General features: G+C 63.6%; 12 protein-coding genes and 1 pseudogene. 5 read left to right on the top strand and 8 right to left on the bottom strand.

Going from position 1 to position 21,559, the window contains the following annotated elements; genetic code table 11:
- Positions 1–257 precede the first annotated feature (257 nt).
- Together IPM18_06380 and IPM18_06375 are read left to right on the top strand one after the other, a co-directional pair.
- Positions 258–2,225, top strand: coding sequence for a glycogen synthase (locus IPM18_06380; protein MBK9119215.1), 1,968 nt, complete (start codon positions 258–260; stop codon positions 2,223–2,225).
- Between the two features lie 321 nt (positions 2,226–2,546).
- Entirely contained in the window at positions 2,547–2,975 is a 429-nt protein-coding gene (locus IPM18_06375; protein ID MBK9119214.1) for a hypothetical protein, read from the top strand.
- Positions 2,976–3,131: 156 nt separating this feature from the next.
- Here IPM18_06375 and IPM18_06370 read toward each other — a convergent pair whose 3' ends face one another.
- From IPM18_06370 to IPM18_06335, 8 genes and pseudogenes are all read right to left on the bottom strand, one after another.
- Entirely contained in the window at positions 3,132–6,065 is a 2,934-nt protein-coding gene (locus tag IPM18_06370; GenBank protein MBK9119213.1) for a DUF1460 domain-containing protein, read from the bottom strand.
- Positions 6,066–6,073: 8 nt separating this feature from the next.
- A complete protein-coding gene (locus tag IPM18_06365) occupies positions 6,074–7,018 on the bottom strand; it encodes a GNAT family N-acetyltransferase (GenBank protein ID MBK9119212.1) in 945 nt (314 codons plus the stop codon).
- A 39-nt stretch (positions 7,019–7,057) separates the two neighbouring features.
- Complete coding sequence (locus IPM18_06360) at positions 7,058–9,391, bottom strand: glucosamine-6-phosphate deaminase (GenBank protein MBK9119211.1); 2,334 nt, start codon at positions 9,389–9,391, stop codon at positions 7,058–7,060.
- A gap of 225 nt (positions 9,392–9,616) precedes the next feature.
- Positions 9,617–10,729 (bottom strand): GntR family transcriptional regulator, encoded by a 1,113-nt coding sequence (locus IPM18_06355; protein MBK9119210.1) that lies wholly within the window; start codon positions 10,727–10,729, stop codon positions 9,617–9,619.
- Between the two features lie 123 nt (positions 10,730–10,852).
- Complete coding sequence (locus tag IPM18_06350) at positions 10,853–12,580, bottom strand: hypothetical protein (GenBank protein MBK9119209.1); 1,728 nt, start codon at positions 12,578–12,580, stop codon at positions 10,853–10,855.
- 66 nt (positions 12,581–12,646) lie between these two features.
- Positions 12,647–13,606 (bottom strand): type II secretion system protein, encoded by a 960-nt coding sequence (locus IPM18_06345; protein ID MBK9119208.1) that lies wholly within the window; start codon positions 13,604–13,606, stop codon positions 12,647–12,649.
- A 107-nt stretch (positions 13,607–13,713) separates the two neighbouring features.
- Positions 13,714–14,823 (bottom strand): hypothetical protein, encoded by a 1,110-nt coding sequence (locus IPM18_06340; protein MBK9119207.1) that lies wholly within the window; start codon positions 14,821–14,823, stop codon positions 13,714–13,716.
- Positions 14,824–15,163: 340 nt separating this feature from the next.
- Positions 15,164–16,106 (bottom strand): annotated as a pseudogene (locus IPM18_06335) (DUF4434 domain-containing protein).
- A gap of 288 nt (positions 16,107–16,394) precedes the next feature.
- Here IPM18_06335 and IPM18_06330 point away from each other — a divergent pair.
- From IPM18_06330 to IPM18_06320, 3 genes are read left to right on the top strand one after another with little or no spacing between them, the layout of a single operon-like run.
- On the top strand, positions 16,395–19,223 hold the full coding sequence (locus IPM18_06330; GenBank protein ID MBK9119206.1) for a family 20 glycosylhydrolase: 2,829 nt from the start codon (positions 16,395–16,397) through the stop codon (positions 19,221–19,223).
- Between the two features lie 41 nt (positions 19,224–19,264).
- Positions 19,265–19,711 carry a hypothetical protein gene (locus IPM18_06325; GenBank protein ID MBK9119205.1) on the top strand — a complete coding sequence of 149 codons (447 nt, stop codon included), beginning with the start codon at positions 19,265–19,267 and terminating at the stop codon, positions 19,709–19,711.
- Positions 19,708–21,537, top strand: coding sequence for a hypothetical protein (locus IPM18_06320; GenBank protein ID MBK9119204.1), 1,830 nt, complete (start codon positions 19,708–19,710; stop codon positions 21,535–21,537). The genes IPM18_06325 and IPM18_06320 overlap by 4 nt, the downstream gene beginning before the upstream one ends.
- The last annotated feature ends 22 nt before the right edge of the window (positions 21,538–21,559 follow it).

Below are 21,559 nucleotides of genomic sequence, written 5' to 3'. Positions count from 1 at the left end.
GACATTATTGTCGGCCCGCTGCCATTCGTCGCAGGAAGCCTTCTCGGTTTCGACGAACCGCTCCTTGTCTCGTCGAGAACGGCCCGCCGGGTCAAGGACCGATGGCAGAATGGCAGGGGCGCCGGGTGTGCGCAATCGTCAGGTGCTGATCTGGCACAACCCCGTGAACGCCGATAAAGTCACCAAGGCGGCCTCTGGACGTCGCTCCGCGCGTCGCGGCCGCATCCTGCTGCGTCTGCACGCGAACTGGGAAGACGATGGCCGGCAATCGCAACGGCGCCATTCCTGAGACCGACCAGACCCTCGCGCTCCCCGAGGCCGCATTACTTTTCGAGGTGGCGTGGGAGGTCTGTGCCCAGGCGGGGGGTATCTACACGGTGCTGCGCAGCAAAGCGCCGGCCACGGTTCGCCGCTGGGAGGATCGCTACTTTCTCATCGGACCCTATCGCGAGGCCTCCGCCCGTGTGGAACTCGAACCGCACCCCCCGTCGGAGCAGCTCGCGCAGGTCTTCGCAGCTTTTGCCCGAACCGGCGTGCGGCTGCACTTCGGTCGTTGGCTGATCTCCGGCCGGCCGCAGGTCATTCTGGTCGACCTTGCCTCGCTGGCGTCGCGCCTGGCCGAGACCAAGTACTTCCTTTGGAAGGACAACGGTATCAGTTCGCCGGCGGGCGACTACGAGTTTGATGAAATCGTACTCTTCGGGGCCTTTGTGACGGATTTCCTGCAGGCCCTGGGGCGGCAGCTCCCGGCGGTGGCCCTGTTGGCACACTTCCACGAATGGCAGGGTGCCGCCGCGGTTCCGCGCCTGCGGTTCCTGAATGCTAGGGTTGCAACCGTCTTCACGACGCATGCCACGCTCGCGGGGCGTAACCTGTGTGCCGCGAACGCGAACATCTACGACCAGATGGGCGAAATCAATGCTGGCGCCATTGCCGAACGGCATGGTTTCTCGCATCGTCACGCACTGGAGGGCTCCGCCGCCGTCAGCGCGGACGTTTTCACGACCGTTTCCGGCATCACGGCGCTCGAAGCGGAGCACTTTCTCGGCCGCCGGGCGGAGGTCCTGCTGCCCAACGGGCTGAACATTGAAAGATTTGCCGCTCCGCACGAGTTTCAGATTCTTCACCGCGAATGCAAACAGCACATCCACGAATTCGTGATGGGGCACTTCTTCCCCAGCTACACTTTTGACCTTGATCGTACGCTCTATCTCTTCACTGCCGGGCGCTATGAATACCGCAATAAAGGCCTCGATGTTTTTATCGAAGCGCTTTACGAGCTGAACCGCCGTATGCGGGCGGAGAACTCGCCGATGACAGTGGTCGCGTTCATCATCACGCGTGCCGCTACCCGGGCCTTGAATGTCGAAACGCTCAATCGGCAGGCCATGTTCAATGAGTTGCGCGACACCTGCCAGCGCATCCAAGACGAGATGGGCCAGAAACTCCTGCACATCGTCGCCACCGGCCGTTTACCCAGTCTGAACGAACTGCTCGATGAATACGCCACCGTGCGCCTCAAGCGCATGCTGTACGCCTGGCGTTCGGGCCCACCGCCGACGATCGTAACCCACGATCTGATCGACGATGCCCACGATCCGGTGCTCTGCCATTTGCGCCACCGGCGGTTACTGAATCTTGAAAGCGACCGTGTGAAGGTCGTCTTCCATCCTGATTTTCTGACGGCCACGAGCCCCCTGCTCGGCATGGATTATGACCAGTTTGTGCGTGGCTGCCATATCGGCGTATTTCCGTCTTACTACGAGCCGTGGGGCTACACGCCACTGGAATGTGTCGTGCGTGGCGTGCCGGCGATCACCAGCGACCTGAGCGGTTTCGGTCACTACCTGATGGAACACATTCCCGAGCACGATTCGCACGGCTTGTTCGTGTGCCGCCGGAAGGGTGTGAACTTCAATGCGACCGTGGGACAGGTCGTGGAATGGCTGCACCTGCTGACGCAGATGCAGCGCCGTGAACGCATCGCCCTGCGCAACAAGGTGGAGAGTCGCGGTGGGCACTTCGACTGGAACAATCTCGTGCGGTTCTATGTGGATGCCCACCGACTCGCGCTGGAGCGGCATTATGCCGGACACTCGCTGATTCCCGCGGACCCGGACCATGACCCCGAACCGCGCGAAACCCCTCAACCTGGGCCGCGTCCGCAGCGGCGCCGGACGACTCGTGCGGCCGCGCCGCGCCGCGGTCCGTCCCCGAAGCGCTGACCTTACCCCCTGGTCCCCCATTGCACGGCGTCGGCGCAGCCCACCACTCCTGGCTCGACAACCCCAAGTAGCCATGGTGCGCACCGGACGGGGCTGTCCCCGCTTCAGGAAATCGGCCGGATTCGCCGATACGTCCTCATACTGACCTGACAACCCGGGACCCGTGATAGACGCGGGTTGCAATCCGTTCCCGCTCAATTGTGAGCTTAGTGCTATAATTTTGTTAAGATTTGATGAGTGTCACTCTTGATTGTCGCGTATCAAACTGGAAGGCGATGAGGCGGGAGCGATCTCGGTGTACTGAAAGGATGCAGTTGTCCGATGCGACGGCCTACTTGGAAGCAGCGACTCTTGGTTCGCCTGGCGCGTTCACTCGCTGTGCGGGTTTTCCCCCAGCATGACCGCTCATTCCGTACGATCGCTTTGCTGGCGGCCTTGGCCGTGTTCAATGCTGTCGATCTGGCATTGACCCAGATCCATGCTTCCCGTGGGAACTTTGAAGAGGCCAACCTCCTGGCGCAACCTTTCATCGACATGCCCGGTGGGCTCACCCTCTACAAGCTGGTGCTCTTCGGTCTCGGCGCGTTCGTGCTTTATCGCTTCCGACGCTGCTGGCAATCTGAAGCTGCGCTTTGGGGGCTTGTCATTTGCTTTGGGGGCCTGATGTTCTGGTGGTACGAATACCTCGTGGCATTCGAAATCTGCCTCCAGGACCCGGCCATTGGCTTGCCGTGGTTCAACGCGGGGTAGTAACGAACCCAGCGGCCTCCTCCCCTGGGATGGGGTCGGGAGTTGGAGATTCTCAGCGGCTTCTCACTTTCCCCCAACCCCTCCTTGCCGGGAGGGGCTTCCGGCCAAGGGGCTTGTCTCGTCCGGCACGAACAGGCGCCCTGGCAACACTTCCGCCTACTCGCGCGGCTTTTCCAGGATGTAGGTGACCCCGCCCGATCCACGCATCCAGACATCTTCGAGATCCGTACGCAAGTAAACGCGTTGCCCGACCTCCGGGTCCGACCGGCCCGAATCGTTGACGTACACGCCGCCTTCGGCATCGAAACCCGTGAGAACGATGAGGTGCCCACCGATCGCACCATAAGGGGCATTGCGCAATTGCCCCTCCCGCTCCACTCGGATCGACGCGATCAGGGGTTGATCTGACGCGAGGTAGTGCTCCACTGTGGCCCAGTCCGCGATGCGCGTCAGGTAGCCAGGCACCCCCAATTCCCATGCCGCTTGTACCTGTCGCGGCCAATTGCCGTAAATGTCGTGCACTGGGTCGTAGACCGCCTGGGCGACGCGAAGTGTGCTGCTGTCTACTCCGCGATAGGCGAGCACCATGCTCACCGAAGCCGGGCTGCACAGTCGGCCAAACAATTCTTCGCGCTCCGTGCGCTGGTTGTGAAAGGGTACGGGCAGCCGACCCCGTGCGTCCCCGGGAGGCAACGTGAAGTGCGGTGACAGGGATCCCGGCCGGGGCGTCGCCAGGGGCAAGCCGGTCGTATCGGACAGTGTCAAGTCCATGCGCTCGACCCTTACAGCGGTGGCGGTTGGCGCCAACGCACGGAGTCGGTACTGGACACGGTCGTAGCGCTCCGGGGAAACGAAGTAATCCACGTCGATCTTGCCACCGCGATAGGCGAACACGGCTGCACTGAGATCCGGCGGCTCCGCCCCGGCAAATCCGACGTGCAGATAGGGTGACCACGAGTCGTCGTAGTGCCAGCCGACCCGTATCTCAATCGCGACCTGCGCACCTTCCGGGACGGTCAGATTCCATGACAACAGCGCCTCGTTGAACGGAAACGGCGCTGTCCACACCGGAGACTCGTACACAGCCGCGAGATTCTCCGCGGGACGCAGCGTGAGCACATCTTCGGCGAAGTCCGCGTACAGCCGCGTACCGGCGGCGAAATCCATCGGCCGCGTATGATGCAAGGTTTGATGGTAGGCCGGGGGGGCGCTACGTGAGCCGCCCAGCAGATCGTCCACGCCGGCGGCCAGTGCCGCCAGGTATTCCTGGCCGCGCGGATGATGAACCATCGCGGCGAGCAGATAAAGCAGATCACCGTGCTGCACGCGGGCGGTGTCGAGGTGCCAGTCCTCCCACTGGCCGCTCTTGCGCAGCAGGGTCAGGTGGCGTCCGCGAAGTCCGCCGACGAAGTTGTGGCTGTGAAAGTCGAGCGCGGGAGCTGCGAAGATGCGTTTCAGTCGAGCACTGGCGGTGGCACTCACCAATTTGCCCTGCTCCATCAGCAGGTAGTAACGCAGGCACTGGCGGACGGTGGCACCGTGCGAATGATCGTGCAGCGGATCACCGTTGCGCGGCGCATCGAGGCCGTAATGCTTGCCGCACCAGAGTCCGCCGCCCCGTTCGGCGTCATAGAAGCGGTATTCTGGCGATTGGACAAAGGACTGCAGGAATTCGAGCCCGATGAGCTGGCTGTATTTCGCGGCCAGCTCATTGCTCGAACGCTTGATCATCAGCTCCAGCTCGCGCTCCGTTTCGGGGTCGAGTGTGGCCGCCGCTTCTGGATACTTCGCGAAATACGCCCCGGCAATGATGATCTTCGGTACGCTCGCCCCGTAGAACATCTCGTCCGGGCGAACCAGCGCGAGCCGCTGGGTACGGAGATCGAGCATGCCGCACGCGCGCTGCTCGTCGGGAATGTCGAATTCCGCCCCGAGCCGCCGGTCGAGTGCGATCAGTGCGGCCTGCAATTCATGATCCACCGGAGTATCGTGATCCAGACGGTAGGCCTGCATCTGCATCGCACCCCTCCAGTCAAGGGCATAGGTGGGCGGGGCGCCGGTGTTCATCAGCGGGCTGCGCGCCAGCGCTGCCTGCACGCTGGCCCGCGAAATCGGCGTCGCGTCCGGCGATTCAAGCGCCGCCGCCATGCGGGCCTCCGCATCTGGCCACAAGCGCAGGATCTTGATGCCCACGCAGCGCCGGTCCGAAGCGAGATAGTCGAGCAGCGGCTCTTCGCGCACCTCCGGACGGGCCGAATGCAGAAAATGCACTGTGCCGTCGGGTCCATGGACAATCAGGCCCGTGTGCCCCGCCCACTGCGAATCGGCGTCACCGCGGATGATGTTGACGAAGTCTCCGTCGCGCAGTTCGGACAGAATTTCGTGGACACGCCCCTTCGGGAGATACGCGTCGCGGATCGGCTCATCGGGGATGTCCTGCCCGATCCCGAACTTTGCGAAAAAGTTGGCGCGCCGACAGATTTGCTGCAACGATACGGCCACCGCTCCGTCGCCGAGCGCGCTGGTCAGATCCTCAAAGAGGTAGGCGTTGTTGCGATTCCAATCGGCAACCGTGTAATGATTACGGGTGAGCATGCTGACGATGCCGTCACGATAGCGAATGCGCTGCAGCGTGCGCAGGTAGGACCACCAGTCATGGCTGAGCGCCAGGGCATAAATATGCTCACAGAATGTCACGCAGTCGCTGCGCGTCAGGCAGTAGATCGGATCCGGGTCGTGCCATTCGAAAGGGAACTCGCCGAGCAGATAGATTTCGTATGGTTGTCCGAGACCTTGTCGCGCCAGGTGGACGATGCGGTCGGTCAGTACTGGCCGAGCCGCCAGCAGCCAAGGCAGATAGTCGTCGAACTCTTCTTCGGCGAACTGGTACAGTGGGCGGTCGGCCAGGGCGGCGCCCGCCGTGGCGGCCGGCGCGGTCGGTGAGGTGGTGTGACGGTTGGGCTGGGTTTCCTCTCGTGGTGCCGCCGCGCAACCGCTCAAACCCAGTACGAACCCCAGCAGTGTCGTGATTCCCGTGGTGGCCCAGCACGTGCTGCACGGGTTCCTCTTGTCGCCCCTGCCAACCACCATATTTGAGTTCAACGCTCCACCTCCGGTGATGCCAGGTCCAGCCGGTAGCGCCAGAACACGCGCTCGACCCGGCAGGGCACCGCCCGTGAATAAAAGGTGATGGGACCGACCCACGGAATGACGGCCGTGATATGACCCGCTGCCCGCAGATCATTCAGACATCGCTTCAACAGCAGGCGTCCGAGGCCGGTGCCGCGGGCCGCCGGGGTGGTTCCCATCGGACCAAAAAAGCCCCACTCCCGGTTCTGTCCGGAATGTGCACTGAAGGCGATGACGGTGTTGTCGCGCAGTGCCAGATGCAGCGCGGGCGGCGCGCGGCGCAGGGCCAATTCGGTTTCCAGGCGCCACTCCGCCCCGAATTGCGCCGCGAAAAAGGTATCGAGCAGCGGGCCGTCTTCTGCCGTGGCCCGTCGCACGACGAAGCCCTGCTGCGCGAGACGAGTCTCGTCACCGGCCGTTTCGAATGGCGCGCCGCGGAGATCCGCGCACAGGTTGACGCAATCGCCGAATTTGCGGAAACCCTGGCGCTCCAGCCAGCCGAGCGCCGCCGTGTAGCGCGGATCGAGTCCCGGTGTGAAATAGTTCCCCGGCTGGGCGAGGGCTTCGGCGGACGCGATGCCGGCCGCACTCCAGTCGGACCGCACCCGCGCAAACAGTTTTGTGGCCACGCCCCGGCCGCGGTGCGCCGCCGCCACGGCGAAGAGCCCCAACCAGCCGCGTCTCAACGCCGGTCGAGACACACCCTGCAGCGCGCCGAGCAGTTGTCCGCCGGCCTCCGCAAGGTACAGCGCGTAGGACTGTTCCGCCGGGCGGGGATTCGCGAACAGTTTCTCGGCCAGAAGCTCCGGTCCAAAGCGGTCAAATTCCAGGGCTGCCGTGAAAAGGGCATGCACGGCAGCGAGGTCGCGTGGCGTTCCCGGACGGATCGAGATCTCGGCGGCCACCATCGCCATGCGCTGCTTCCTCACGGTCGGTCCCGGTCTGGCGCGGCGTCAGCGGTCTTCGGCGCGATGCTTGAGCTCGGCGGCGTTTGAGAAGAACTCAGCCGTGCTCATCTCCCGCAGATAGACCATCCCACAGGCCGCCCGCAGACCATGGTCCTCGTTGTACACGAAGAAGTCCTCGCCGAGGAAGGTCTTGACCTGGGCGAACTGCTTGGCTTGGATCTTCCGGGCGAGCTTGGAGAACGGGCCATCGAGCTCGTAGCTCGGGAACGAGGCCGTGCGCTGCGTTGCAAAGCAGGTCTCGAAGCAGGCCTCGAGATCGCTCATGTGGGTCAATGAACTCGGCACGTACAGGTTCGCCTCGGACGGGTGAAACTCGAACCACACGTTACGGTAGCCGAGGACGCGGATATCCATGCGGGCCGCCTGCTCCTGGTACATCTTCAAGCCGGCGGCGACGGCCTGCAGCACTTTGTAATGCGTATCCGGACCACTTCCTTCGGGATCGAAGGCGCACGTCACGATGTCCGGATTGACCTCGAGCAGCAGATCGCGGACCGGCAGCACGTCGCGGTCGATCGTGGGTGGCTCGGTGAAGATATCACCCTTGTAGAAGCCCAGTCGCAGGTGTCGCACGGCCTCCCCGGTGAATCCGTAGTAGGCCCATTTCAGGTCGGACTCGAATTCGCGCATGCGCCCCTTGAGCTGCTGCACGACGGCGATGTCCTTCTTCCCGGGGTATTGCGTCAGGAAGTAATTCCGCAGTTCGGCCAGACGCTGCTGGATGTTGGTGAGGTTGTCGTCCTCGTACAGTTCGATCAGGTTGCGCAGCAGGCGCTGCGCCGTGGCCTCGGCCTTCAGTTCCTCGCGCATGCTGGCCACGCCCTGGTGGAAGTGTGAAGTATCCAGCCGGCGGGCGAGGCGGTTCTTCGGGTCGAAGAAGTCTGTTTCCATCAGGGGGCGGAAGGCGCCGCGTTCCAGCCGTTCGTGCAAATCCTGCATGACGCTGTACATGTAGCTGTTTGTGACCGCGTTAAAACCGCTCGTCAGATACGCGAACCAGTGTTTCGTGCTGCGGCGGCGCACGGCATTGGTCACATAGGGGAGGTAGCCCAGGATGATGTCATCGTGGTGCGGCGCGGTGTGCAGCAGCGTCTTGTGCTCCACCGGGGCGTGCCCGCGGCGCAGGTTCTCGAGCACGCGCTCCTCGGTCTTGGCACACAATTGTTCATGGTTCAGGCCGGTTTTCCGCAACAGCTCAGCGCCGAAGCGATCGTCGAGAAACTCATCGCGGCGCAGGTGCCGGATCGGTTTGCGGCAGTTGAGTGAAAGATCCATCACAATGCGGTGCAATTGCTCGTCGAGCACCGTCTCGCGGCGCTGCAACTCGACAAAGAGCCGGTTGGTCAACCGCACCGCGGCCCCACTGGTCAGGTAGAAGCGGGCTTGTGGCAGCAGTTGCAGCACCGAACCAGGAAACTCGTTCGAAACCGAACTGTGCAGCGTTCGCGCCACGATCTTCGCCTTGGCTTCACCCGCGGCGATGATCAGGGCGACCGCCGCCGGGTTGTATGTGATCGTGGCCAGTCCGATCGTGATCACGCTCTTGTGCCGGGCGACCTCCATGCCGCCGAGGTCGGCCGCTGCGCCCGCCTTCGTTTCGTAGTTGGGATCGAGCAGGCGTGTCGTGGAGTACACGTCTGATCCGCGGATGTTGAACGCGATGTGTCCGTCCGGTCCGATGCCGCCCAGAAAGAAGCCGATCCCTCCCAGCTCACGCACCTTACGCTCGTAATCTGTGCAGTACTCATCGACGGCCTTGAGCACTTCCTGTTGCCGCTTTTCCAGCAGACTGGTGGCTTTGCGCACGCGCAGGGCCAGGTCCACCGCCAGATCCGGAAAAACGTCCTTCAAGGCCAGCCCGCGCGGCAGGCCGATCTCGTTCGGATCGATCAGCAGCGCACGGTCCGGGTTCATCCCGAACCCCTTGAGATAAAACTTGTTGACGAAGTAGTAGAAGCTGTTGTGCTGCTTGGTGTCGATGGGATAGAACTCGTCGATCTGCACGAAACGCAGACCCGAGAGCCGGGGCTTCTGTGCGGTCGGCACCCCCACCGCTGCGAGCGCTTCCTGTACGTCCCGCTTGTCCCAGTTTTGCAGCCAGTGTTGCGTAAACTTGATGAAGTATTCCGGGGTTTTCCCGGTCGGCAGGGCCACCACCCCCTCGGGATTGGCGAGTACCCATTCCAGAAACCGCGCGGCCGTCAGCCGACCCAGCGCCGGAAAGTTCGGCACCACGATCGAAGGAATTTTCTCCTCCGGACCATAGATCAGTTCGTATCCGCTGCTATCCAGGGCGATCTGCTCGACTCGGCTGGACAGTGTGAATGACGATTGTGCCGCCGGTTGCTGCGCAAGCTCCACTGCCACGCCCGAATCCTCCTGATTCGCTGCCGACACCGCGCCCCGGTGCGGCTTCTCGGTTGAGCTCATCCAAATCCCGCGGCCGCTCGCCGCGAAACCACCCCAAGATAACAGTTTACTCGATCGTGCCGGCGCTTTCCGCCCCCCAAGTGGCCGGGCGGGCTGAGGGTTCCGCCCCCGGTGCTACCGCTCGTGGAGTACTGGGCCGGTTGAGCCGCGCACCACCAGTTCGGTCGGCAGTGTGCAGGCCGTGCCCGCTACCGAACGGCGATTCGCAATCGCCTCGCAGATCAGCCGGTAGGCCTGTGCGGCCATTTCGCCGAGCGGCTGTCGGACAGTTGTCAGGGGGGGGTCGAGCAGTGGTGCCGATTGGGGATCGTCGAATCCAACCAGGGATAGGTCGGTCGGAATGCTGCGCCACGCGCGTCGGGCCAACTGCATCACCGCCAGCGCGAGGTAGAAACCACCCGCGAGTACGGCCGTGGGACCATCGCTCGCGCGCAGCCGGTTTTCCACCTGGGCGCGCGTCGACTCGTCGAGCACCACGCTGTCCAGCGAGATCGGCTGATCAACGGGCGATACGGAGAGCCCCGCGGCCGCCAGCTCATCCAGCGCCCCTACCGCGCGGTCGCGTGAATTGCTCAGCACCATGGGTCCGGACAGGACCATGAATCGCCGATGGCCCAATTCGAGCAAGTGCCGGATCGCCGCCTTCGCGCCGCTGACGTTGTCGCAGTCTACGGCCGCTGCGGGCACGTCTGGCACCGTGCCGCCCAGTACGACGAGCGGGGCCTGCCGCGCATATCTTTCAACCTCAAGCCGTGCGTCGAGGGGCGGGTGGAACCAGATCGCCCCGATATCGCGCCGGTTGCGCGCTGGGGTCGGCCGATCGAGAAAGGAGAAATCCACGCGCCGTGTGTCCATCTGGGCTTCGCGCCGCAGGCGATTGATGATCGTGCTGTGGTAGTAGTCGTCGATGTTGACGGCCTGGTCCAGAAGCAACCCGATACCGATCGACGTCTCGTGCCAATGGGCGGGATCAAGGTCGTCACGTACGTAGGTGCCACGCCCCACCTCGCGCCGCAACCAGCCGGTTTCCACCAGCCCCTCGAGCGCCTTGTGGGCCGTAATCAGACTGATGTCGATCAGGGAGCTCAATTCCTTGGTGGAAGGCAGCTTTGCCCCCGGCGTCAGCACGCCCCCCCGAATCGCGCGCACCAGAATTTCCCGCGCCTGCAGGTATTTGGGCGTCGGATCGCGTTCATCGACCTTTGGAAGCGTCAGCACGCTGCTCATGCCCGCCACCTTCCCAGCGACCGCGGGTTCACCGCGGCCGGGTTCCAGGATGGATTACCAGGGCGCGCACTGCCACGCCCATTGCGCACGGCACTGCGCCTCGAAACGGCGCAGACCGACCGGTCAAGGCACATCGCCGAGTGTATCCCAAACCTCCACCAGCGCGAGGAAGTCCTCAAAATCCACATCACAGTCTTCATTGCTGTTCATACGCATGCATGTCAGTGAGAGCGTACCGCCCGCTTCCGACCCCGTGAAGCAGAGCTGGAAGCCGGCCAGATCCCGCAGGTTGAGCGCGCCGTTCCGGGTGTAATCGAAACGTGGAATCATCGGCCCTCCGACGAGCTGCGCACGGTACACGAACAGCAGCCGGCGTTCGAACTCCAGCACGACCAGCGTACCCGTCTCCGGGTCGTAGTCCATGTCGTAGATCGCCACGCCGCTCGCCGGGCTGACGGCTGGTAGGGGCGAACACGGCAGCAGGAGGCGCGCTGTTTCGTCACCCGCGGTCGTGAAGAAACGCAGGTCGGTCGCCTGATTTGCACCGAAGACCGCACGGTTGTTCGCCAGCAGCCAATCCTCATCGAGGGCTGCCAATACGTCGGCCGTGATCACCGCCAGACCCTGGCCCTGGGGGTTGTTGCCGGCGGGGAAGCCGTCGGGATCATTCGGGCAATTGCCATCCGGATTGCCGACGATACGGCTGGTCACCAGAGCCGATGTGCTGAGAACGTCGTCACCCGCCGGCAAGGTGTCGAGCACGCCATTCGGCCCCACGCCAATGATGTTCTCCGACGGACCGACCAACGCGCCGAGCGGTACGAGCTGCTCATCATCACCCTGGGCCAGGGTGTCCGCGCTGCCGTTGCCGCCGGCGCTCGGTTCGCGAATGAAGCGTGCGTACGGCCGGAATGGCGCAACCTGCTGCCGCGTATCGCGGGGCACATACTGGATCCCGTTCAGCACGCGGGCGTAAAACTCCCCGGTGACGGGGTGGAACTGCGTTCCCCGGAAGGCGGTCGAGCCGCACTGCAACTGCTCGCCATCCGTGACGAACACCAGTTGTGGGCCGGCGTTGGGATCGAGCGTGTTGAAAAGCGCGAGCGTACCGAAGCCCTGCACCGGGTGCACGATCCAGGTTGGATCAAGGTTGTCAACCGCAAGTCCGCCCAGCAGCCGTTGCTCAACGCTGGTGCCGGGATAGACACCGGCGAGAGGATTCTGCCGTTTCCACAGGGCCTGTCCGTACGTCGGGCTGTCCTCGTCCGCGTCGATGGCCGCAATATAGCTCTCGTAGAATTGCCACGGTAGCCCGGCGTTCGGCAGAATCGCAGGGTTGGGTGGGTTGTTGGCGTCATAGGCCACATACAGAATCTTGTGGGCAGCGTCATAGTCGATACCGGTCATCCAGTCCGTGTTGAGGATGCCCGGTCCTACCTGCAATGTGCCAGGGTAGCGCACATGGTTGCCGCCGAAGCCGGACTGGGTCCAGATGTCGCGGACCTCCGCGACACCCGTTGCGGCATACCAGGCGGCGCGGTTCGCATCGACAGGGCCGAAACGGTTGAAGTTCGCCCCGTTGTAGAAACCTCCTACCCAAGCCCGGCTCCCAGCCACCGCGACCACCGACGGGTTTGTCCCGAGCCGGGGGGCCGCGGAGTATTCCGCCCAGTTGGAGGGTGTCTGCGAAATGGGATCAAACTCGTTGTCGAAACCGCTGATCGAGAACAACTCGAACAGATCCACGACGTTCACCAGGGTGAACGGATGATCATCGGCCCGTGCGGCGCTGCTCAGCGACAGGGCCAGGCCGGCCGCTCCCACCCATAGAAGACCCACAATACGCTTCATGACCGCTTCCTTCTCTCTCGGTTAGGCCTGCGCGCCGCGGGAGGCGGGCAGACGCGACGTTTTTTACTACCACCAGTAGGTCGGCCGGTTTGAGCCGCCCGTAAAGGCCCGATCAATAAGCAGTCGTGGCCGGACCTGCCGCTGCGTGCGCCACTCGACGTGACCATCGACATAAGCGAAATTGCCGCCCTGCACCCGCAGACTGCTCCCGGGAGTGTGGCCGGTCCAGGGGTGGTTGCCCGCTTCGGGCAGCAGGCGCTGGGCTTGAAAATCCGTTCGGATCTGCGGCGCCAGGCGGTTGAAACTGGCGAGGTAGTCGCCGTACATCGGGACTTCGCTGCTGCTGTTGGGCACGCGACGATGATCGAGGCGCGCCGCGCTGAAAGGCAGTTCGTACAGCGCCCACTGATCACTCGGATTGTTGGGATCGCCCGGCAGGACGTTCTGATCGTCATCCAGCACGCGGTAGAATCCGTCAGCCGTCAGCGCCTGCAGCTTGCCGCCGATGCGCATGGACGAGGGGCCGATCCAGCCCCAGAATTGTGCGTAGTCCATGAAGCTGCCGAAGGTGGACGGATTACCCCACGTCGGGAAGTTCGCCGTTGCCCCGTTCGCGTTGCCGGTCTGCGGGCAGTAGAAGATTTTGCCATTGCGCGCCGACAGCGCAAGATCTTCATCCCGAAATTTCAACCCCGCGTTGCCGCGCACGGGTGGATCCATGTTCATGTAGGGCATCAGCAGTTCACCCAGGTGCCACTCGTTGCCGAGTGCCTGGATCGTTGAAGAGTTGCGAACATAGACGTAATCCGGCTCCGGGCCCTGGTGCACGGGGACCCGATCCCGATTGTCGAGCGTGTAACTGATGGTCGCCTGCGCGATGCTACGCAGGTTCGCCGAGCAGACCGCTTTCTTGGCCTGATCGCGGGCTTGTTTCAGAGCTGGCAGCAGGATGGAGATGAGGAGTGCGATGATGGCCACCACCACCAGCAACTCGATCAGCGTGAACCCGCGTCCACGTCGCGTCATGGCTGCACCTCTGCCTTGTCGTTGCAGGCGGCCACGCCGACCGCCGTTCACCGGCGCGACGTCCGGCCCGCGGGCCGGACGCCGTCGCCGAAACACGTTCTCACCACCTATCGCCGCCGCGCCAGACCCGCGGCGACCGCGAACAACAGCAGGGCCGCCGGCTCGGGCACCGGAATGGTTTTGAACTGGTAGACCTGCCGGTTCGTGAAATCGAGCACCAGCAGCGTCTCGTTCGCCGCATTCCAGGCGAAGTCGTAGTAGCCGTTTCCGTTGGCGAAACCGAGGCCGAGCGCATCACCCAACCCATCGAGCAGTTGGGCTGCTGCCGGCGTACCGTCCGGGTTAATCAACTTGACGACATCGCTCCAGAGCTGGCCGAGACCCGCGTTCGGCCGGGCGTTGTAGATCACGAGATCGCCGCCCGGCATCCCCGCGAGGTAACCGATGTTTTGTCCGTTGACGAAGTCGGCGGTGGTCTCGTCGGCCACCAGCACGCGATCACCGACCGCGTTCGCACCCGTGCGCGGGGCCGATATCACCTTGTTGCCGCTGCGGAGCCAGATGTCGCCGTTGGGCGCAAAGTCCATGTCGCGCCAGAACGTGCCGACGCCCCCCAGCGAGATGATCATGCCGTCGCTGGTCGTGTAGATGTCGGCGCCGGTGGCACCGTTCTGCAAGGCCCGCCGGCCTGAGCCGAACGTGGTCCACGCCGCGCCCAGGCCTTCGCCACCGAAACCGGGGTCGACACCGACGCCGCTGCCACCGCGGACGTTCTTCGCCCACAGTTGCGCGCCACTGGTCGCATCCCAGCCCGCCAGGCCATTGGGACTCGCCGCGCCATTGTCATAGGCCGAATACACGGCATTTACGGCTGGGTCATAGGTGAGACCGCTGAAGCCGCGCGCGCCGGGTGTGCCGGCGATCGAGGTGACCTGCACCGCGCTCGGCGCGCCCCAGGGGTCAAGAATCTTGACCACGCCGGCGACCTGGTTGACGCTGGTGCCACCGTTGAACCCCGCGATGAACAGACTGCTGCCGTCTGTCGCGATGGCCGAGGGGTTGGTCCCATACGGCGACTCATTGTTGAAAAGTGGATTGGTGAAGAAGTTGCTGTTGCTGAGGTCGAGCGTGTTGTGCAGGTACAGATTGGCCGGCGCCGCCGCCGCCACAAGACCAAGACACGCGAAACCTAGCCCGATTCGAACTGCGCTTCTCATGGTCGTGGACCTCCTCCGAAGAAAGTGATGGGACAGCAGAAATGAACTCCGAACGCCTCCAATAGCCCCCGGCCGTGCCGATGTGCGGGAGCAGTGCGTGTCGGTATGCGGCGGGGCCGAAGCGAGGGTACAGATGCTCCGGGTCGTCGCGCTGGATCTCGGCAGATATGTTGTCCGAGTGTCCACGTACTGTTCCTGCCTCTTGGGCTATTTGTAAGGTTATATAATTATAAAACCAATTTCAAGATACTCGCGCGCGGAATTCTCGGCCGCAGCAGCGCTATGGCGTGCGCGTCCGATAATCGGTTTGTGGTCCCTCCAAGAAGGACGTAATTCAATGTTAAAAAATAGGTTGCGCGCTTTGTGCAGCCAGATCCGCTGGTAGGCCGAACCGCTCGCAGTATCGCCGAAAAAGCTGCCGCGCGCTGGGATACATCGAGTGGGGGCTCAGGAAATGTGCGAACTCGAAGGTAATCAGCTTATCCACTCCCGCCTCCCGGGCGGCATCCATTTTGAACTCCAGCTTCCGCCAGTCGATCGGAGGGAACTTGATCGGCATGTCTCGGTCAAAAGTCTCGACGTTCGACCAGCAGCGAATTCCGGCTTCGCGTGCCAGACGGAGATTCATCTGCAAGTATTCCGGCAGATCCAAGTACTCAATATGCCCATCCTGGAACGCGACAATGTCAATGCATTCTCGGATGCGCGCGAAGATACTCCGCCATTCATCCTCGTGCTGCTGCCGCGAGACGGCCTGTTCGCCCGGTGGCGCCTTGGGGACCCGCCATATAGGGGGATATCAGCGTGGGCAAGTCGGGTGATAGTGCTTTGGCGGTGCGGCCGGCTTCAACCACCAGTTCCACCTGGTGCGGCTGGTTGCGTGACAACTCGAAGGTTACATACCAGCCCCCGAATGCTGGATGCCCGCCGAACTTCTGCTGCACCTCGCCCATGAAGCGCTTGTTGAGGCCCAGGGCCGCGTAGGCGTCCAGCATCCAATCACCGGGGTCGTAGATACCCCAGAACAGTTGCATGCCATTGGCTTGCGCGAGGTCGAGGAACAACTGTCCCAGGTTGATCCGTGTGGGCAACATCGGGCGCGATTCGCGCAGAACCCACGAGTTGAACACCGCCTGGTCGCGGTAGCCCGAACGAATGATGATGACCGTGTCGATTCCAATCCGGCGCATCAGGTCAAATTCGGCCGCCCACTCTTCCGGTCCCCAGTTCTGTGCAGGAATGTCGTGGGTGATCTCGTCGATGAAGGTGCCGGTGATCCGCATACGCATTTGTCTCCATGCACCGCGGCCAGCCGCCGCACGAATCCGGAAGTATAACCGCGCCACAGATCACCGCTCACGGGCGTTGCTAACGGTCATGAGCAGAGGGTTTGCGTCCTTCCGATGATCACCGTATGCTAATCGTTATATAATGAACAGCCGCCAGCGCCTCATTTCAAGACTGCTCCAGGTGCCGCCATGCTCTCCTGCACAGGCCTTGGTTCCCTTCCTGCAGCACCATCCGCACAACCCTGCGGTCCGATTGTCCTGCGGTTCGCCCTAGTCCTGGCCATGAGTGCGCTGCTGACGTGCGGCAATGTGACAGCCGCAGCAGCCCCACCCACCCATGAGCAGGCCGCGAATCCCCACCGGCGGGTGCTCGAAGTCGGCCATGTGCGCGTCGTCGTCGAGCCCTGGCAACAGGGTGTCAGTATTTTCTGCGACGGCATCCCGATCAGCACCGGCAGCAACATGGTCGTGACCACCCCGCCCTGGACTCCCCACTTTTATCTCGGTCCGGATCAAGCCGCGGTCGCGGGTGCCACCGTTGCAGAGGTTGAAGGCGGGCTGCGGCTCACGATGCGACACCGCGGACGACACGATGCGTTCCTCGCTGAGGATGTCATCACGGTGACCGCCGGTCGCGTCGAGCGTGTCTTGACCGGCGAGTTCACTCCGGAAGAGGGCGAAGCCCTGATCCAGTGGCGGGTTGCCTCCCTCGCACCCACGCCTATCATGGGACGGGGCTTTCGGGCGACCTATCCGCAGCGTGAGCCGCACGTCGGCACGGTGCCCGTTGTCGCGATCAGCGGTGACGTCGAGCCGTCCACGGTTGCGAACCGCTTCGAGACACTCGAATTCGACACGCGTATCGGCCCAGTCCGTCTGACCGTAGATGCGCCGCATGCGCTCATCTGTTACGACTTCCGAATGAACAAGTGGGCGGACCCCGCCCGACCGTTCTTCTGGGTCGGCGACACGGGGACGCGCTTCCGCAAAGGGACGCCGCTCCGCTACCGTTTTCTTTTTGAGCTGCCGCCGCCCGCGGCCGCCACGGAGGAGCGCGCCGTGGAGCACAAGCTAACGGTGAATACACACCCTGCGGCGCAGACCTTCCCATTGGACGAACCACCGGTGCTGATTCCTCGGCCGAAGGAGGTCACCTGCACCGCGCGCGACTTCGAGCTGGGTCCCCGGGGGGTCACGGTGGACCGTGCCCTGCCGGCGTTCATTCCGGCTGATGACCATCCGGCACACGGTCCGGCGCTGGTGCTGGCGGAATTCCTGCGGAAACGGGTGGTGTTGAAGGAAGGTGGTGCCGAGCGGTTGCAATTTCGTATTGTGCCGGCCGACGCTTCCCGGAGTGAAGAATGGTACAAACTTTCGGTCAGTTCCGACGGAATTGAGCTGGGTGCGCAAAGTACGGCCGGCTTCTTCCACGCCGTGCACACCTTGCAGCAACTCTTCGCGGAACGGCCCGATGGCAACGCGATCTTCCGCGGTGCAGAGGTGCAGGACTGGCCGTCGCTGCCGTTCCGCGGCATCCATCTCTTCAGCGGCGGCCGGGGTCCGGAGACCCACCTGCGGTTGATCGAGCACCTGCTTGGGCCGCTCAAGCTCAATCACCTCGTCTTCCAGTGCGAGTACATCCGCTGGGACGCTGCGCCGGAGATTCATCATCCGCGCTATGGCATGCCGAAGGATGATGTTCGCAAGATCCTGGCGGCGTGTCGTCGGCTCGGGATCGAGGTTACTCCACTCGTCATGTCCCTGGGGCATTGCGACTGGATGTTCATTCACAACCAAAACCTCGACCTTGCCGAGGATCCCGAAGCGAAGTGGGCCTACTGCGTGACCAACCCGCGGACCTATGAGTTCATCTACGCGATCTATGCCGAGGCGCTGGAGCTGTTTCAGCCGAAGTGGTTTCATATCGGGCATGATGAGTTCACCGAGCGCGGCCGTGTTCCGTATCGCGAGTCAAGCAGACCCTATACAGCTGAAGAACTGTTCCTGATGGACACCCAGCGTCATCATGAGTGGTTCGCCGAGCGGGGCGTGCGGGTCATGATGTGGGGCGACATGCTTCTCGGGCCGGGTGAGGCGCCGGATGCCGCCCACGCGAAAAGCGTCGAGAGCGCCCGGCGCAAGCGGGACGCCTTGCCGAAAGACATCCTGATTGCCGATTGGCACTACGTCACGACAACACCGGAGAACTACCGCAACCTCGAGGTATTTCGGGACGCCGGCTTCACGCCGATCGCCGCGACGTGGTATCGACCTGCGAACATCACGAATTTTGCACGGGCCGCCTACGACCGCGGCGCGCTGGGGTTGCTTCAAACGACCTGGGCGGGTTACTCCCTCGATCCGGAGAGTTTCGAGCGTGAGTTGCACCAATACGCCGCGTATGTGTTGGCGGCCGAAGCCGCCTGGAACGCCGACAACCCCCCGTCTCCCGACGAATACCCCGCCGGTACCTTTTTTCTCGACCTGATGGGTATGAGCGCGCTGCCGCCGGCCAACCGCCGTGGCTGGACCGCGGACCTCGCGACAGCCACCAATTACGATCTCGCCGCGCACGATGCCGCCGGCTGGTTCGGGTTGGGGCCGGATCACGATCTGCGCTCCGTGCGAGCTGGGAATGTGCGGCTCGGAGGTGTGAAGTTCTGTCTGTCAGCCGGTGCGGCAGAAGGCACCGCCCGGGGCGTGCTTTTTCGCAGCCGCCTCACGCGCGACGAAGCGCTGCCGACCCAGATGACCTTCCGCCTGGAAGGGCCGACCGATACACTTGCGTTGCTGCTGGTGTCCGGATTCGCAGCGGCCACGGGGGAGGACGTCGGAACCCTTTCTGCGACATGGGACGATGGTACGACGGCCGAGCTTGTGCTGCGCTATGGTGAACACGTCTTTGCCTGGAACGATCTCAACGCCGCTCCCGCCGCGCCGATTGTGTGGCGTGGGCGCTCCTCGTCCGGCGAGCTGGCCGCCCTGCGGGCCGTCATCTGGAACCTGCCGCCGAAGAGCAGTCGGCTGAAGTCGCTCACCCTGCACAGCGCTGCCGGCGCCGGGGGGCTGTTGCTGCTTGGAATCACCGGTCTGGAGCATGCCCAGCCCTGAATGGGGCCATTCTGGGCTCCTGTATGTCTGCGAGAGACGTGATGCATCCATCCACGTCAATGAACCAGCCACCGCCGGTCGCCGTCGCCCCGGCCGCCGCGGCGCGCTACTGGGCAGCGCGCAGTGCAGGTGCCGCGCCCCACACGTGGCTGGGGGAGCTGGGTATTACGCTGCGCGTGTGCCGTGCCGTGCTCGAAGGCCGTCATCGCCGCATCTGGGGAGCGTGGGATCCGCTCTTACGTCGCATCGAGCTTTATGGCTGTGAAGGTGTGCGTTCGAATGCCGCGTTGGTGACCACCCTGGGTCACGAATTGGCTCACGCCCTGGCGGAAAACCCCTGCGACGAGGGGGCGGCGGATGAGTTTGCTGCGGCCTGGTGCGCTGCGCTCGGCGCGGCGCGGGTCGCGCGCTGCGCGGCTGCGCTGCGTGCTTGTGCAAGCAACGCCGAAACGGATGTACCGGAGTCCGTGACGGGGACCTGGCTATGACAGCCATTGTCGGCTTGATCCTCATCGCCGCCTTCCTGACGTTCGCGGTGCTCCTCTTCCTTGAACGACTCTCGGCATTGCTCGCACTTCCGCTGATGGCGCTCACATTTCTGCTGGTTGCGACCACCGCGGATGTACTGCAACCGGCCCGACTTCTCCAGCCGCAGATCAGCGTCACGGTGGACGAATTCGGGCGCCCGACCCGCGCCATGGCCATGGTTGAGCAGCCCACGCGGTTTGCGCAGTGGGTGGACTTGCGCCACAATGCGGCCGCCCGACTCGCCACCAAGGCCGCGCTCTATCGGCAAACAGTGACTGAATTGCGGGCGCGGATTGTTCAGAACACGGATGAGGCGGCCCTGCGGGCACAGGTCGCCGCGGCCGCCGCGGCGGAAGCGGCGTTCGACCGTGAAACGCTTGCCCGCCTCGCGCCTTTGCAGCAGTACTTCACCCGCGAGCCGCATGATCCCGGTCCGCTGGCTCGCTTCCGGACAGAGCTGCGCGCCATCGCCATGACCAGCACGCTCAGTACGCTCGTCACGCTGCTCGACGAGGGGCAGTCCCCGGACGGTCCGGCCGTGACGACGTTGCTCACGCGGGCCGCGAGCGACGCCGAGCGGGCCATGCGCCGCCATGCGCCGCCGTCACCGGCCGAAACGCCTGCCTTTCGAGTCCGTGCCGCGCTGGACTACCTCGGCACCGCAGTGGCACACCTATTCCGTGCCGGTAGTCTGCGCCTCTCCGCCGCCATCATCGCGACGATCTTTGGTGGCATGTTCGCGATGTACGTGAAGAACCTGAAGGTTGCGGAGCGCGCCGTCTACTGGACGGCCGAGTATGCCGGCGAGCACCCGTTGTGGATCACCCTCGCCGTGTTTCTTGTGACCGCGGGCATTTTCACCTCGATCGGCGGCCTCGGTACGGTCATCATGCTGGGCACGATCATCCTGCCGATTCTTCGGTCGATCGGCCTTGGGCCGATTGTGGCGGCCGGCACGTTTCTTCTCGCGATTTCGATGGGCGGCACCCTGCAACCCGTCTCGCGCCGCATGTGGCTGGAGTTGTACGGCATTCCGGCGGTGGAACTCGATCGGGTGCTGTGGACCATGGTGGGAGTCTATTTCGCCTGTGGCCTGGGATGGATCTGCTGGGGCACGCGCCGCCGCCTGTTGAGCAGTTTCCAATCCGAAGCGGGCGGGTCTGCCCGTCCCGCCGGCGAGGTTCCGGCACGCCTGATGGTCGCGCCACTGTTCCCCGTGGCGCTCGTCTATTTCGGCGGTGTTGAGGAGATTACCGCGTTCTCCACCGCCATTGTGTACATGTTCGTATGCGTTTGCCGGCGCCCCGGCGCCGTACGCATCCTCGCGCGGTCCCTGATCGAAGGGGCCCAGACCGTGATGCCGCCTGTGCTGCTGATGCTTGGCATCGGCATGTTGGTAGGCACCCTGGAGACCGCCCCGGTCCAGAGCGCGCTGCACCCGCTGCTTTCGGCCGTGGTGCCCAACACCCAGCTTGGGTACATCGTGCTGTTCGGGCTGGCGGCGCCGCTGGCACTGTACCGCGGTCCGTTGAGTGTCTGGGGCATGGGGCTCGCGGTCGCGGGGTTGCTGCTGGCGACCTCGCCGCTGCCGCCGGTCGCGATCCTCGGCGCATTGCTTGCGGCCGGCATGCTCCAGGGTGTCTGCGATCCGACCAATACGGCCAACGTCTGGATCGCGGGCTTCCTCGGCGTCACCGTAAACCAGATTCTGCGTTACACGTTGTTGCCCGTGTGGGCGGCGGCGATTGTGGCCGTTGTGATCTTCGGCCTGCGATATCTTTCGTAGCCCTGCGGAGGTTGCTGCGCGC

Source organism: Phycisphaerales bacterium (assembly GCA_016716475.1).
Classification (GTDB): Bacteria; Planctomycetota; Phycisphaerae; order UBA1845; family Fen-1342; genus JADJWG01.
The sequence above is the reverse complement of the archived record's forward strand: the minus strand, read 5'-3'. Positions and strand labels throughout refer to the sequence as shown.

Coding starts and splice junctions, on each gene's coding strand:
- IPM18_06380 (MBK9119215.1), top strand. CDS start 258: ATGGCCGGCAATCGCAACGGCGCCATTCCTGAGACCGACCAGACCCTC.
- IPM18_06375 (MBK9119214.1), top strand. CDS start 2,547: ATGCGACGGCCTACTTGGAAGCAGCGACTCTTGGTTCGCCTGGCGCGT.
- IPM18_06370 (MBK9119213.1), bottom strand. CDS start 6,065: ATGGTGGTTGGCAGGGGCGACAAGAGGAACCCGTGCAGCACGTGCTGG.
- IPM18_06365 (MBK9119212.1), bottom strand. CDS start 7,018: ATGGCGATGGTGGCCGCCGAGATCTCGATCCGTCCGGGAACGCCACGC.
- IPM18_06355 (MBK9119210.1), bottom strand. CDS start 10,729: ATGAGCAGCGTGCTGACGCTTCCAAAGGTCGATGAACGCGATCCGACG.
- IPM18_06350 (MBK9119209.1), bottom strand. CDS start 12,580: ATGAAGCGTATTGTGGGTCTTCTATGGGTGGGAGCGGCCGGCCTGGCC.
- IPM18_06345 (MBK9119208.1), bottom strand. CDS start 13,606: ATGACGCGACGTGGACGCGGGTTCACGCTGATCGAGTTGCTGGTGGTG.
- IPM18_06340 (MBK9119207.1), bottom strand. CDS start 14,823: ATGAGAAGCGCAGTTCGAATCGGGCTAGGTTTCGCGTGTCTTGGTCTT.
- IPM18_06330 (MBK9119206.1), top strand. CDS start 16,395: ATGAGTGCGCTGCTGACGTGCGGCAATGTGACAGCCGCAGCAGCCCCA.
- IPM18_06325 (MBK9119205.1), top strand. CDS start 19,265: ATGCATCCATCCACGTCAATGAACCAGCCACCGCCGGTCGCCGTCGCC.
- IPM18_06320 (MBK9119204.1), top strand. CDS start 19,708: ATGACAGCCATTGTCGGCTTGATCCTCATCGCCGCCTTCCTGACGTTC.